Here is a 14,081-nt window from a genome sequence, read left to right as displayed (position 1 = left end):
TGATCCTCTGCGAGAGACGGTAGCTCTCCGCCGCCTTGCCTCGAGGGCTGGCGTTGACATGCAGGATGTTCTTCATCTGTCTGTTCCCGAGGAGTAAAGATCATGCTTGTAGCGGCGGAATGGTCCAGCTCACAGAACCATAAGGGGAGTTTGAAGCTGGGCCATGATTGCGGCGCGCGGGCTTGCGAAAGCCGGTCTCCGACCCCATCATGGCGCAAGTATTTTCAGCAAAATCCTGATTTCCGGGAAGGCCATGATCGCAAACAGGAAGAGCCACATTCCCCGTCCGGACCCCGCGGCGGAGACGGCCTATTATCGGCAGATCTATGACCGGTTTCGCAGCGCCATCGCCGAAGGCGTGTTGAAGCCCGGCGAACGCATACTCTCGGCGCGGGCGCTGGCGAAGGAGCTTGGCCTTGCCAGAGGCACGGTGGAGCAGGCCTATTCACTGCTGGCCGCGGAAGGTTATATCCTGGCGCGGGGGCAGGCGGGCAGCATCATCTCCCCTGATCTCAAGCCGAATGCGGCCGAGCCGATGCCCGTCCGTCAGGTCGAGAGCGATCCTCTCGTCACCAGCTACCGGCCGGACTCCATATTGCCGTTTCAGATGGGCCTGCCGGCGCTTGATGCCTTTCCCCGCAAGATCTGGGCGCGGCTCGCTGCCGTTCGCGCGCGGGCCATGCAGCCATACGATATGGTGCATCCCGAAATAGAGGGGATGCCGGCGCTGAGGGCGCAGATCGCCGCCTATCTCAGGGTTTCCCGTGGCATTGATTGCTCGCCTTCGCAGGTCTTCGTTACCTCAGGCTATCGCCAGACGATCGGGCTGATTTCCCATGCCCTGCTGAAGGCCGGCGACAAGGTCTGGCTCGAAAATCCCGGCTACCCGCCCACGAGGACGCTGTTTTCTCATTTGGGCATTCTACCGGTCGCCGTTTCCGTCGATCGCGATGGCATGGTCGTTTCCGAGGGGCTGCGAATGGCAGCGAAGGCGCGGGCGGCAGTGGTGACGCCGGCGCATCAAAGCCCGCTTTGCGTTTCACTATCGCTGCCGCGGCGGCAGGCTCTGCTGGATTGGGCCGCGCGAAACGACGCCTGGATCATCGAGGATGATTATGATGGCGAGTACCGATACGTCAGCCGTCCGCTGCCTGCGCTGAAGAGCCTGGATCGGGACGGGCGCGTGCTCTACGCCGGCACCTTCAGCAAGGTGCTGTTCCCAAGCCTGCGGCTTGCCTATCTCGTGGTGCCGGATGGTCAGGTCGAGCGTTTTGCCAGGATCGCCGCGGCCTTTGCGGGTGTCAGCCCGGCCCTGACCCAGGCGATCGTTACCGATTTCATCACGGATGGGCATTTCGCCCGCCACATCCAGCGTATGCGCAAGCTCTATGCCGGGCGCCGTGAAGCGACGGCGGCCGGCCTGAAGGCCGCGCTCGGCGAGAAGGTGCGCATCGATGCTCAGCCGGGCGGCATGCACCTGATCCTGCGTCTTGCGGGATACGCGGATCGAGAAAGCGTCAGCCGAATGCGCCGGGCCGGACTCTATGCCGAGGCTCTATCCGACTGGACATTCGAGGGCGAGGGGGCGTCTGCCTTGCTTGTCAATTTCACCAATATCGCCTCGCAGGCCATGGCGGAAACTTTCGGGCGACGCATCGCCGCGCTGCTGCCGGGCCATCATCATCGCCCATAGGAAAACATAAGGCGGCAATCATGGTCCATAAGCAAATGCCATACATGGACCTTCTATACTAGACCAAGATGCGGGACGATCAGGCCCTTCCAACCAGAAAGGCTTCATCATGAGCAACCGCATCGACTACGCAAAAATCTCGCCCGAGGGCTACAAGGCTTTCGGCGTTGTCTATGCCACCCTTCAGAAGAGCGGCCTGCCGAAAGAGCTGGTCGACCTTGTCTATCTGCGTATCTCGCAGATCAACGGCTGCGCTTTCTGCATCGACATGCACAGCCGCGATCTCCTGAAATCCGGCCTTGCTGTGGAAAAATTGGCGCTGGTCGCGGTGTGGCGTGACGCCGGCGGCCTGTTCAGCGCCGAGGAGCGGGCGGGTCTTGCCTGGGCTGAAACCGTGACTCGTGTTTCCGAAACCGGTGTTCCCGATGCCGACTATGCGGCGGCGGCCGCAGCCTTCGGCGACAAGGCCCTGGCTGACCTCACCTATGCGATCGGCCTGATGAACGCCTTCAACCGCTTCGGCATTGCCTTCCGCTCGACGCCGTCGGCTGTGGCCAATCTCTGACGCGAGAGATCGGGCGCTCGCGGCATCGGACACGCTGCTACGAGCGTCCAACCAACATGCATTCACGGATTTCTATCATGGCCTGGTTACTGCTCACCATCGCTGGCGTTCTGGAGGTTGGCTTCGCTCTTTGCATGAAGTCATCAGACGGTTTTACGCGCCCCATCCCGTCGCTGCTGACAATCGCCTTCGGCCTGTCCAGCGTTATCGTTCTGTCCTTCTCTCTACGCTCATTGCCTGTCGGCACGGGTTACGCCGTCTGGACCGGCATCGGCGCAGCCGGTACCTCGATTCTAGGGATCACGATGTTTGGCGATCCCGCATCGCCCGCAAGACTGCTTTGTATTGGCCTGATTGTCTGCGGGGCGATGGGGCTGAAAATCGCCGCTTGAAGCAGGGACGCAATTTGGTTCGGCTCATTTTGAGAAGACTGCGCACGATGTTCCAACTACGAGTTTCTTCACGCTCACCTCCGACAGACGAGCGGTCGTCGGTTCTGATCCCATCAAGAGCGAAGGCATTGAAAGTCGCCTTTTGCAAAGCTGCTGAGAGTAGATGTTTATCCCACGAGACCAATTCCGCTGACGGACTGCGCCGCAGCCGCGGGACAGCAGGGGAGCACAGCCAGGTTTCCGGCAGGCTGCCCCCGCACGGTATCGTCGCTGCCCGTGGTGTGGGCCACGACTATCAAATTAGGTAGGTGACGTATTTTCCGATACCTTGGATCTCCATGACTTCTTGATGGACATCCAGAGAGCTCTCTCCGAGCGCCTCGTACGTGCTTTGCGATATCTGAATTCGTCCGGGGATACCGCAAGATTCCATGCGGCTCGCAACGTTTACCGTATGGCCCCAGACATCGTAGACGAAGCGTTTTCGGCCGATCAGGCCGGCGATGACCGGCCCGCTGTTGATGCCAATGCGCAAGCTGAGTGGAGGTTCCGGACCGGTGTCCTTGGTCATTTCCGCCAGCAACGCCTTGCCGAAAGCAACCGCTGCCGCGGCATGATCCGGGCGAGGGTCCGGTAACCCGGCCGCCGCCATATAGGCATCGCCAATAGTCTTGATCTTCTCCATTCCATACTCGTCGGCAAGTTCATCGAAACGCGAGAACAGCGCGCTAAGCCTCCCCACCAAAACAGCTGCCGGGGTGCGCGCTGCAAACTCGGTAAAATTGACGATGTCAGCGAAGAGGATCGTCGCCATTTCAACGCGGTCTGCGATCACCTCCTCGCCTTCTGCCAGGCGCTTGACGACCTGCCCCGGAAGAATGGCATGAAGCAGCGCATCGGCCCGTTCCTTCTCGAACTCGATCTCGGAGAGATAGCGCTTCTCACGCTCACGCCAGCGGCTGCGCTCAAGGCACGCCTTGATGCGCGCGCGCAGGAGAACCGGATCGATCGGCTTTGGAAGGTAGTCTTCAGCTCCAGCCTCGATGCAGCGGACGACGGCATCATACTCCTTGAGACCCGAAATCATGACCACCGGGATCTCGCGCCAACGCCGGTCCGATTTGAGATGGCCGAGAAGCTCGATGCCATTCATGTCCGGCATCAGGATGTCGGCCAGAGCAAGATCGAATTTCTGCGTCTCCAGAATCCGCAGCGCCTCTGCGCCTGAACCTGCGACGACCACTGTATGTCCGTCGCGTCCAAGGCGCCTGGCGAGGAGATCACGGCTCGACATCGTATCGTCGACGACCAGGATGTGGCCAACCTCCCCGGGCGCTGCCGGCAACCGCGCTGCCATGGTTCGTGCGAAATCGGCCGCGAGGATCGCGTCCGCCTCGTCTGCGGACCTCCCATCCGAATAGAAAGAGGAGGTATCTCTCGCTCTGTCGAGCTGTGCGAGGAGAGCGCGGGTTTCGTCAATGATCCTTGATATGTCCGCAACGAGGCGTTGGGAGAGCGAACCATTGAAGTCCTCCATGACCATTTCAGAGTAACCGAGAATCGCGTTCATCGGCGTTCTGAGGTCATGCCGCAACAGCGAGAGGCTCCGGCTCTCGGAAGGCTCCGCGTCGAGGAACCGCTCAATCTGCGCATTCAATTCCCGAGCGGCGAAGAGCACCTTTTCCAGATCGGGCAACGCCCCGCTTGGTCCCTGCCGGCGAACCTCTTCGAGGATCAATTCCTGATAGCCGAAAATCGCCTGCGCCGGATCGGCGAACTTTTGCGCGATTCTGGCGATCTGTACGCGATGACCGATGTCAGCAGATTGGGCCACGGCCATCACCCTCCGGTCAAACGGGAAATCTTTTCGAGCAGTCCCGGGAATTCGATGGGTTTCGTATCATAGTCATCGCAGCCGGCATCCATCGCTTTTTGACGGTCGCCGACCATGGCATGTGCCGTGAGGGCGATAATAGGGATATCGGCGGTGGCAGGATTCTCCTTGATGCGCCGCGTTGCTTCCCAGCCATCGATCTCCGGCAGGCTCATGTCCATTAACACCAGATCGGGCTTCGCGCTCGCCGCCGCCTCTACACCGGCAAGACCGTCTGTCGCGACGACCACTTCGTATCCCCGACGTTCCAGCCGGCGGGAAAGCATGTCGCGGTTCATCTCATTGTCTTCCACGAGAAGAATCTTGACCATCCTGTTCGCGCTCCTCAGGCATCCTCGCTCAGCGGCACGTGCCGCTTCAAAGCCGCTATCAGTTCGGCGCGGCCTTTCGCTCCTTTTCTGATGACATCCTTCGCCCGCACGCCAAGCCAATCCAGCTCATCGCGGCTCAGATCCTTCGATGTGACGACAACGATCGGAAGGTCAGACAGGTCCTGTCTTTCCTGAATGACGTTCAGCAACTCGAAGCCGTCCATGTTCGGCATCATGAGATCGAGAACCATGATTGACGGCCGCCCGGCGTCGAGCTGCTCCAGGCCGCGCCGCCCGTCGGCAGCCTCCCGAACACGCCAGCCTTCGCGAATGAGCACCCTGCGAAAGAGTTCGCGGGTCGCCGGGTCGTCGTCGACCACAAGCACGTCGTGTCGCCGATCGCCTGCGACAGCATTCAAGGTGTCGATGAGCTGTTGCGGATCGATCGGCTTGATCAGGTGATCGGTGGCACCGAATGCGAGACCCATTTCACGATCCCCCACAACGGTCGCGAGGATGACCGGTATATTGCGAAGCGCCGCATCCGATTTCATTTCGCGCAGCACCGACCAACCATCCTGTCCGGGCATGATGACGTCCAGGATAACGGCATCCGGGCGCAATTTCCGTACTTTTTCCAGGCCCTCCTCACCGCCCTTGGCCTCCACAACCTTAAATCCTGCGCCGCGAACCACGTCAGAGACAAGCCTGCGCGCCTTGGCTTCATCGTCGATGACGAGAACCGTTCCGTGGGTTTGCACCTCCTCCCGCGCCTCAATTGGCAGCAGGATCTCCTCGATCTCATGCGTCTTGCAGATCGCCGGTATCTTGAAGCGAAAGGTCGAGCCCTTTCCGAGTTCACTCTCTACTTCTATGGTTCCACCCATCATCCGGACAAAATGCTGGGTAATCGCCAGGCCGAGACCGGTTCCGCCATAGTTTCGCGTGGTCGAGGAATCGACCTGCACAAATGCCTGGAAGAGCTTTGCCTGTTGCTGCTCGGTCATGCCGATCCCGTCGTCGCGGACACTGAACTCCAGCCAATCACCGCGCTGGTCGGACTTGCGTTTCGCGCTTAGCAGGATCTCGCCGTGGTCGGTGAACTTTGCAGCATTGGATAGCAGGTTGAAAAGGTTCTGTCGGAGCTTGGTCTTGTCGATCTCGACCTCGTCTGGTTCGACCGAGACCTTGAGCGTCAGCCGATTGCCCTTTTTCGCGACCAGCGGTGCCACGGTGCTTTCGACATCGCTGATGAGCTGCATCAGGCTGAAACGCTCGACATAGAGTTCCATTTTCCCCGCCTCGATTTTCGACAGATCGAGAATATCGTTGATCAGCGCAAGCAAATGGCGTCCTGACCCCATGATTTTTCCAAGGTCGGCAACGAGGCCCGGCTGCGCCAGCTCGTTTGCGTCTTCGATGAGCATCTCGCTGTAGCCGATGATGGCATTGAGGGGCGTACGCAGCTCGTGGCTCATGGAGGCAAGGAACCGGCTCTTTTCTTCACTCGCGACCTCCGCGCCTTGCCTGGCTTCCTCCAACTCTGCCTGGCGCAGTTTCAAGTCGGTAATGTCGGTATAGACGGCGATCGTGCCGCCTTCGGGGGTTTTGCGCTTGGCGATGCGAAGCCACGTTCCATTGCCGAATTGCCGCTCGATCATGCCCTGCGGCTCCCGGTGGCGCCGGATCGCCTCCTTCACCCAGGCCTCCGAGCCGCCGGCGCCGATCTCGGCCGTGGCGCGCTTCGCCTGTGCGCGCGCAATATCCTCGAAGGACCTTCCGGGCGTCATGAGTTCCGCAATATCCGGGAATATCTCGAGGTAACGCTGATTGACAAGGACCAGCCTATCCTGGGCATCGAAGAACGCGAAGCCATCGGGGATGGTCTCGATTGCCGTCATGACGGTATTTCGCTGTCGTACGGCGGCCGCTTCGAGGATGCGCCGCTCGGCCTGGCTTTCGCGCAGCAGTCGCAGCGTCGTTGAAAGCCTGCCGAACTCGTCGCTTCCCTCCGGCGGCAATTCGACATCCTGCTGCTCCTCCGTCAGCTGGATCATCGCTTTGTCGATACGGGCGAGGGGAACCAGTATCGACCGCAGCACCAGCCAGGTCATGATGCCGCCCGTTATCGTTATCAATGCGACCGCAATCAGGGCGCGAGTGTAGGTGTTCTTCGCTGCGGCGGCAGCCGCGTCACGTGCCCCATCGGCCTCTGTCCTGAGGCGGGCTTCGAGCCCCTTGAGCACGGTGTCGATGTCGTCGCTGAATTTCTTGGCGGCGGCCAACTGCGTGTTTCCGATGACCCGATTGCCCGCCGTATAGGCGTCGACTGCCTGCATCGCCTTCGCATAATAGGCCTTTGAGCCTTGCTCGATGGTGTTGGCGGCATCCGGCGCAAAACCCCGGATGTTCGCTAGATTTTCCTCCAGCGCGTCGCGAGCGGTTTCGGCTCGTCGCTCCGAGAGTGTCAGCAGACTGACCGACAAGTCGGTGAGCCAGTAACGCATCTCGCCAAAATGCCGGTACGCCTGCACGGCTTCATCGAACATATGAAAGCGCGTATTCGCTTCCTCGACGCGCCGCTGGTTCTCAAGAAGATCATGTGCCATGAAAGCAACGCTCACCAACAGGGCGCCGAGCAGCCCAGCGGAGAGACAAACGAGGCGGATCGAGATTTTCCGATCCATCAGGCGGCTGAGCCTGATGCGAATGAGATCCAAAGCGCTCATTGGAAGAGCGTGATGCTGATCGCGCCCCCCAAATCCCCCTCGGCTGCGCCCTCTTTCGGATAGCCTGAGATATCAATCTCGCCCTTGGGCTGGCCATGGCACGTCAGGCAGGAGGGGGAATAGTATTCAGGAATGAGCATACGAAATGCCCGGCGGCCGTCCATTTCGCTCTCCTCGACAAAAGGTTTGCCCTTCGGCCAATCCGCTGACTGGAATTTACTCTCGATGACCTGCCGTTCCCAATCGTCCGGAAGCGCCTTTCTATTGCGTACCAGGTCCTCTGGGGCGGTGACCTTTATCTTTGCCGTTTCACCGACTTTTTTCTCCAGACGCTCGTTGACCAGGCGGGCAAAAATCGCGGGAATGAATCCTTTAAAGCCCACGCCCTTAGCATTGATGACCTCCTGGTTTTCGTCGACGACTTCCCGTATCGCCGCAATTTGAGCATCGAACAATTGCTGCTCCGCCGGCGTAAAGGTCTGGTCCGGCAACGATTGTTTGTTGTTCTTGCTGTAGAGGGCGAGCGACTCTTCGACCACACGTCCGCCCGTCAGATGCTTGTCTCCGATCGACGCATCGTTGATCAGACCCTGATAGCTTGAGATGACGCTGCGACTGGCACGCACCAGGGCCGCAAGCCGCTCCCCCGTGGCCACGTCGTCCTGATTCGCAGCACTGTAGGCTATGGGTGCGCAGAAGGCGGCCATTGCCAGAAGGACGCCGCATCTTAGGCCGCGCTGCATAGTACGCCTCATATCACCGCTATGATTTGGCGAGTATATCAAAAGTAGCTAAAATTCAAAAATCGTTTTCAGCCTATACTTCAGCGGGCATTGTAAACTTATCGGAAGCCGACAGGACAGGGCGGTGAACCTCCGCGAAGGCGGCCTGAAGATGGGCGATCTCATTCCACATTTGCATGGCGGCTGCTCTCAGCTCGCGATGATGATCAGATGGTATGTCATGTCGGGATATGTGGAAGAGGTTGGCGACTGGATCGTGGACGGAGACGAAACTCTGGCATTGTGCTGGTGACTTGAAGCGGATGATACCTGGTCTCGTCGTCGCGCTCGCCGCGCAGTTTGAGATCCTCGCCAAATGACCAAGGGACGCGGGGTATTTCGTATCCTCAATGCAAGTTTGCGACGGAACCAGATCCCTTGCCTTGCATTCGGCGGGGCCGTTCTCACCAACTCGATGACGCGCGCAAGCCTCTCAGCTCATCTCTTCCAGTACAGATTGACGGACCTCATATTCTATGAGGTTCCAAATGCGTTCGACCAACGCCACGAATTCCGGTGTGCGCTTGATCGCGAGGGAACGGGGACGGGGCAGGTTGATCTCTATTATCTCTTGCAGGCGCCCTGGGCGACGAGCGAAGACGAATACCCGATCGGAAAGATAGACCGCCTCATCGATCTGGTGGGTAACGAAGAGGACGGTCTTACGCCCTTCTTCCCAGATGCGCATCAGCTCGGTCTGCATGATCTCGCGTGTCTGGGCATCGAGTGCCGAAAAAGGCTCGTCCATCAACAGGATTTCCGGGTCGACCGCCAAGGCGCGGGCGAGATTGACTCGCTGGCGCATGCCGCCGGAAAGCTGTTTTGGATAATAGTTCTCGAAACCTTCGAGCCCCACCAGCTTCAGCAACTGACGTGTCGCCTGGACGCGATCCTTGTCACCGAAACCGCCGATCTCCGGCCCGATCATGGCGTTGGCCAGAATGGTCCGCCAGGGCAGCAGATTGTCCTGTTGGAAGACGAAGCCACGGTCGCTGCCGGGCTTGGTGATTGGCCTTCCATCAAGCCGGATCTCGCCGCTGCTGGCCTGTTCGAGTCCGGCGACGATGCGCAGGAAGGTCGTCTTGCCGCAGCCGGAAGGGCCAACGATCGAAATGAATTCGCCGGCAGCGATCTCCGTATCGATATGACTGAGGGCCTCCAGATCGTTAAATCGCTTGGTGAGGCCGCGAACGGCAAGTTTCGGTGAATTCGTCATGCTGTTACTTCCGCCAGTGCAACAGCCGGCCTTCCAGCCAACTGAATGCTGAGGTCATACCGACACCCGCAATTGCCAGCAGGACAACGCCAGCGAAGAGCTGCGGCATGTTGAAAGCGTCGGCCGCTTGGGAAATCAATTGGCCGATACCAGCCCGCGAGCCGAATAACTCGGCTACGACCACGCCGATCAGGCCGCGACCGATGCCCAGCTTGAGACCGGCGAAGATGAATGGCAGAGCCGAAGGCAGCGATACCTTCATGAACACCTGCGCCGGGTTTGCCCCGAAACAGCGGACCATTTCGATCAGATTGACGCTCGTGGTGCGCAGGCCGGCTTCGGTGTTGATGATGACCGGGAAGATCACGAGGGTCGCGACCATCACCACTTTCGACCAGATGCCGACACCCATCCACAAGATGAAAAGTGGGGCAAGCGCGATGGTCGGGGTGGCGTAAAGGCCGGAGATCCAAGGCTGCAATGTCTGCTTGGCTGCATGGGAGTGCGCGATGGCGACACCGACCAGAATACCGAGGAGACTTGCTGAGACATAGCCCAGCACGAATTCCTCCGCGCTCACGCCCAGATGTCGCATGAGATCGCCTGTCGCAGCGAGATGAACGATCATCTGGACAACCTGGCTGGGGGCAGCGAGGAACAATTTGCTGGCGACCAGATAGCGGCTGACTAGTTCCCAGATGAGCAATCCGCAGACGATTGAAGCTACACTCCAGGCAGCGCTACTAAGCCGGGCAACCCGAGGCGACGTCGTCGCCCGTTGAAGTCTTTCTTCCGCCATCAGTCTTTTGCCGCCAATGACGGGTCGTAAAAGCGCTTGGGATCGGCTGAGCCGCTTAGATCTCCCAGGTCTTTCAATACCTGAAGCAGACCGGCAAGACTCTTGTCGTCAACCGTACCGTGCGTGTCGTACATCTGGTATTTAATGAAGAAGTCATAGGTCTTGTCGGCATCATCGGGGTCGGCGTTGATGCGCTTGACCAGGATGTCGATTGCCTCTTTTTTATGAGCAGGATCATTGAACCAGGCAACGCTATCGCTATAGCCCTTCAGGAAGTTCTGCAGCGCCGATTGATGCGCCTTAGCCCAGTCGATATTGGCGGAATAAGCAGTGAAGGGGAAATCCTTCACGTAATCGATAGTCGTGCCGAGATCCGTGAAGCCCAGCGACGCGGCCTTGAAATTGAGCGGCGCCGACAGGATTGAAGCCGCGACAGCGCCTGATTGCAGTGAGGCGAACCGGGCCGACGTGGCGCCAGCGTAGATCAGATCGTAATCGCCGGACTGGAGCCCGTTCGACGCCATCATGCGCTCGAGATAGATCCGTGTCACGTCCTTGGCACCGCCGACCATCAGGGTCTTGCCCTTGAGGTTGGCATAGGACTTGACATCCTTCTGCGCATAGAGGCCGTACGGGGGATATTTGGCCTCGATGCGGACAACGGTGATGGGGGCGCCCTGATCGATGGCACGTAGCGGGTCGATGAGACCGCCTGTCCCCATGTCCACGGAACCCGCGGCTGTTTGTTGCTGCACGGCAGCGCTGGATGGCGCGGCAACCAGGTCGATTTCGACGCCGTCCTTGATGAAGATACCCTTATCGATGCCGATCAGCAGCGGCCAGTTCATCGCTGAACTCGAGCTGACCGTGGCGATGGTGATCTTGTCGGCAGCATGCGCCGCAAGTGGTAGGCACAAAAGAGCGGCGACCGCGGCAAAATTCGTTTTCATGATATTCCTCATGCTAGAAATGCTTCGGTATAGGCGCGCGCGATCTCGCGGCCGGTGGCCAGCCATACGCCCTGATGTCTGCAGATGTAGGCCAGCGCTTCATCCAGGGCGCGGATGCGATGCGGCATGCCGATTATGTAGGGATGCAACGCTATCGCCATGACGCGGCTGCTTTCGGCACCTTCCTCGTAAAGCACGTCGAATTGCCGGCAGATCATGTCGCGGAATTGATCGGGAGTTACGTGCCGCGCTTCGAAGGCCGGCTTGTCGTTGAGCTCCAGGCTGTAGGGCACGGAGAGGATCTTGCTGCCACCCTCCAGGTTCATGCGATACGGCTGGTCGTCGTTGACCCAGTCGGCGACGTATTCCACGCCTTCGGCGGCCAGATGGTCCAGCGTGTGCCAGGTTTCCTGGAGACCGGAACCCAGCCAGCCGACCGGACGCTGACCGGTCTGCGCTTCGATCGTGCTCAGCGTGTTGCGGATGACCTCGCGTTCCTCGTCAGCGGGAATGGCGTTGAGGCGACGGGTGTTGCTCTCATTGTGCCCCATGAATTCCCAGCCGAGCCTGACGGCTTCGTCCAGGATTCGCGGATGATGCAGGCACAGGTCGCTGTTGAGTGCTACGGTGCCGCGCAAGCCATATTTGTCGAGCACCTTCATCATGCGGAAGACGCCGATGCGGTTTCCGTAGTCGCGCACCGCCCAAGCTGGCACGTCCGGGATCTTGCCGCCGGATGCGGTCGGCATCTGCTCATCGAGTGAGAAGAACTCGATATTCGGAATGACCCACAGTGCCAGGCGCGCGTTGCCGGGCAAAGTCCATTTCGGTCGATCGATGATCGGCGAATAGGGGAAGGGACCGTATTGACCAGGTGTCATCAGACGGCCTCCGCGCGTTTCAGGCCGTCCAGCTGCTTCACGATCTCATCGACATGCATGACATCGGCATACTTGTGGTGGAGGTCGAACAGGTTGATCTTGTGCGACATGTCGCTGCGATCGAAACAGCATTCCTCAGCCATGACCATCTTGAATCCGTAGGAATAGCCATCGACTGTCGTGGCGCGAACGCAGCCCGAGGTGCTTTCTCCGCAGACGATCACCGTCTGGACGCCGAGCTGCGTCAGATGTGCGATGAGCGGCGTACCGAAGAAGCCGCTCGCCCGCTGCTTGGTGATGACGACATCGCTTGGCTGCGGCGCGAATTCCGGCCGGATGTTGAAGACGGAGGGATCGCTCTTGGCGCTACGCCGATTGGTGGCGCGGATGGCGGCGGGTTTGCTGTCCGGCCTCGTGTCGCTGGTCGTATAGAGAATTGGTAACCCTGCGGCGCGGGCTGCGGCGAAGAGGCGCCGGGTCGGCTCGATGGCGTTCCAGGCATTGATGCCGCAGGAACTGGGGAATTCCTTTGAGACCTCGGCGACCGGTTTCGGGCCGCCCTGATAGGCCAGTTCATAAAGATCGATCGCCAGCAGGGCAGGGCGTGGCCCCACGGAGATTGGCCGCACGTAATGACTGTAAAGTTCCAGCACATCCGCCGGCACGAGATCGCGCCAGCAATGATCCTCGAAATCGTTGCTCAATTATCTCCTCCCATTGACGGGCATCATTTTTTGCTGGCCGTTATATTTTCAGCATAGCGCAAATGGCGCTGTCACCCTCTCCCTGGGCCAGCCGAATTTGCAATCTCCCAACTGCAAGTGCGGTGTTCACGACGTTGGCATCCGCAATTAGGCATTACAAAGATTGATTTTTCTGTCCTCCCATATATAAATCTATGTAGCGGGATATCAGGCAAAATAGCTTGAAGATATAAGTATAGTACTATGGCTGACGGCGCGTGATCCTAAATATATTTGGATGGCGTTGTCACATAAACGAGCCGTCAGCAAGAGACGGTGGGATGAAGAGTGCTGCCATCGCTACAAGCGTCACCGTTTCCCGCGGCAGATCATTGCCCATGCGCTGGCTCTATTTCCGGGTCCCTTTGAGCCTGCGGATGGTCAGGAAACGCCGTTGTAACGCGGCATTGTGGTGTCTTACGAAACGATCCGGCGATGGGGCGGCTTACGCCAAGCAGTTGCGCAGAATATTCGGCATTTGGATGAGATCGTGATTTCTATCACCGACCAGATACCTGACCGCATTCGATCGGTTCAGGGCTTGAGCGGCTGCGATTTGAGCACTGCGCAGCAGAGTGCCGCGTCTGGCGCATAACTGGCCTGATGCATTGTTCATGTCATGAGGCGGGCAAAGCACCTATATACGTGACATCGAACGACGCCGGAGCCAATCACGGTCGCTGACGTCAAACGGACCTCAGGAAAGGGGATCATCATGAACGTCGCACGCTCCTTGAACAACTGGCGCAAGTATCGTCAGACTGTAGCCGAACTGGGTCGCATGACCAATCGCGAGTTGAGCGATCTGGGTATTGACCGCAGCGAAATTCGCAACGTTGCTCGCGCTGCCACTTCTCTTTGAGAGTGGTGTAAAGCATTTCGAGGCGCCCGCTCTTTAGCGGGCGTTTTGCGTTTCAGTGGTAGAAGAAGCCCGCGCATCTGTCGCCGTCGCGAGATGCATGTTTTGTGCATAGCTGCACTGCAGCATAATCTCTTTCCAATGATCAGTGTCAGCGTATGCTGGCCTACATCGAAGCCATGCACCTCCTCCCGCAGCGCCTCGTGTTTCAGACGCCCACTCCCCTCCCAAGGACGTCTGCCGGAACAGCGACGCTCCTCCTCCCAG

At 59.1% G+C, this 14,081-nt stretch carries 13 protein-coding genes and 2 pseudogenes; 5 read left to right on the top strand and 10 right to left on the bottom strand.

The window, feature by feature from the left end:
* The first annotated feature begins 253 nt into the window (after positions 1–253).
* From pdxR to ACPYOI_RS21595, 3 genes are all read left to right on the top strand, one after another.
* Positions 254–1,693, top strand: a complete 1,440-nt coding sequence (gene pdxR / locus ACPYOI_RS21605) for a MocR-like pyridoxine biosynthesis transcription factor PdxR (protein ID WP_481423345.1) — start codon at positions 254–256, stop codon at positions 1,691–1,693.
* Positions 1,694–1,802: 109 nt separating this feature from the next.
* On the top strand, positions 1,803–2,258 hold the full coding sequence (locus ACPYOI_RS21600; RefSeq protein ID WP_481418694.1) for a carboxymuconolactone decarboxylase family protein: 456 nt from the start codon (positions 1,803–1,805) through the stop codon (positions 2,256–2,258).
* A 77-nt stretch (positions 2,259–2,335) separates the two neighbouring features.
* Positions 2,336–2,650 carry a DMT family transporter gene (locus ACPYOI_RS21595; RefSeq protein WP_481418693.1) on the top strand — a complete coding sequence of 105 codons (315 nt, stop codon included), beginning with the start codon at positions 2,336–2,338 and terminating at the stop codon, positions 2,648–2,650.
* A gap of 295 nt (positions 2,651–2,945) precedes the next feature.
* Here ACPYOI_RS21595 and ACPYOI_RS21590 read toward each other — a convergent pair whose 3' ends face one another.
* From ACPYOI_RS21590 to ACPYOI_RS21545, 10 genes and pseudogenes are all read right to left on the bottom strand, one after another.
* A complete protein-coding gene (locus tag ACPYOI_RS21590; protein ID WP_481418692.1) occupies positions 2,946–4,484 on the bottom strand; it encodes an adenylate/guanylate cyclase domain-containing protein in 1,539 nt (512 codons plus the stop codon).
* Positions 4,485–4,489: 5 nt separating this feature from the next.
* Complete coding sequence (locus ACPYOI_RS21585) at positions 4,490–4,855, bottom strand: response regulator (protein WP_481418691.1); 366 nt, start codon at positions 4,853–4,855, stop codon at positions 4,490–4,492.
* Between the two features lie 14 nt (positions 4,856–4,869).
* Positions 4,870–7,584: a response regulator gene (locus tag ACPYOI_RS21580; protein ID WP_481423344.1), complete on the bottom strand. Its 2,715-nt coding sequence runs from the start codon at positions 7,582–7,584 to the stop codon at positions 4,870–4,872.
* Positions 7,581–8,291: a Tll0287-like domain-containing protein gene (locus ACPYOI_RS21575; RefSeq protein ID WP_481423343.1), complete on the bottom strand. Its 711-nt coding sequence runs from the start codon at positions 8,289–8,291 to the stop codon at positions 7,581–7,583. The genes ACPYOI_RS21580 and ACPYOI_RS21575 overlap by 4 nt, the downstream gene beginning before the upstream one ends.
* Before the next feature lie 175 nt (positions 8,292–8,466).
* Positions 8,467–8,628 (bottom strand): annotated as a pseudogene (locus ACPYOI_RS21570) (IS6 family transposase); the annotation flags it as partial.
* A gap of 171 nt (positions 8,629–8,799) precedes the next feature.
* Positions 8,800–9,582: an ABC transporter ATP-binding protein gene (locus ACPYOI_RS21565; RefSeq protein ID WP_481418688.1), complete on the bottom strand. Its 783-nt coding sequence runs from the start codon at positions 9,580–9,582 to the stop codon at positions 8,800–8,802.
* 4 nt (positions 9,583–9,586) lie between these two features.
* Positions 9,587–10,381 carry an ABC transporter permease gene (locus tag ACPYOI_RS21560; RefSeq protein ID WP_481418687.1) on the bottom strand — a complete coding sequence of 265 codons (795 nt, stop codon included), beginning with the start codon at positions 10,379–10,381 and terminating at the stop codon, positions 9,587–9,589.
* The gene (locus tag ACPYOI_RS21555; RefSeq protein WP_481418686.1) at positions 10,381–11,331 is read right to left on the bottom strand and encodes an ABC transporter substrate-binding protein; all 951 of its coding nucleotides are present in this window, start codon (positions 11,329–11,331) and stop codon (positions 10,381–10,383) included. Before ACPYOI_RS21555 ends, ACPYOI_RS21560 begins: the two co-directional genes overlap by 1 nt.
* Before the next feature lie 8 nt (positions 11,332–11,339).
* Complete coding sequence (locus ACPYOI_RS21550; RefSeq protein ID WP_481418685.1) at positions 11,340–12,212, bottom strand: polysaccharide deacetylase family protein; 873 nt, start codon at positions 12,210–12,212, stop codon at positions 11,340–11,342.
* On the bottom strand, positions 12,212–12,916 hold the full coding sequence (locus ACPYOI_RS21545; RefSeq protein ID WP_481418684.1) for an isochorismatase family protein: 705 nt from the start codon (positions 12,914–12,916) through the stop codon (positions 12,212–12,214). Before ACPYOI_RS21545 ends, ACPYOI_RS21550 begins: the two co-directional genes overlap by 1 nt.
* Before the next feature lie 283 nt (positions 12,917–13,199).
* Between ACPYOI_RS21545 and ACPYOI_RS21540 the strand changes: the two are divergent.
* Both ACPYOI_RS21540 and ACPYOI_RS21535 read left to right on the top strand, forming a co-directional pair.
* Positions 13,200–13,457: pseudogene (locus ACPYOI_RS21540) on the top strand (hypothetical protein); the annotation flags it as partial.
* Positions 13,458–13,670: 213 nt separating this feature from the next.
* The gene (locus ACPYOI_RS21535; protein ID WP_168830179.1) at positions 13,671–13,817 is read left to right on the top strand and encodes a DUF1127 domain-containing protein; all 147 of its coding nucleotides are present in this window, start codon (positions 13,671–13,673) and stop codon (positions 13,815–13,817) included.
* The last annotated feature ends 264 nt before the right edge of the window (positions 13,818–14,081 follow it).

Source organism: Rhizobium sp. SVR5-2C (assembly GCF_056755115.1).
The sequence above is the reverse complement of the archived record's forward strand: the minus strand, read 5'-3'. Positions and strand labels throughout refer to the sequence as shown.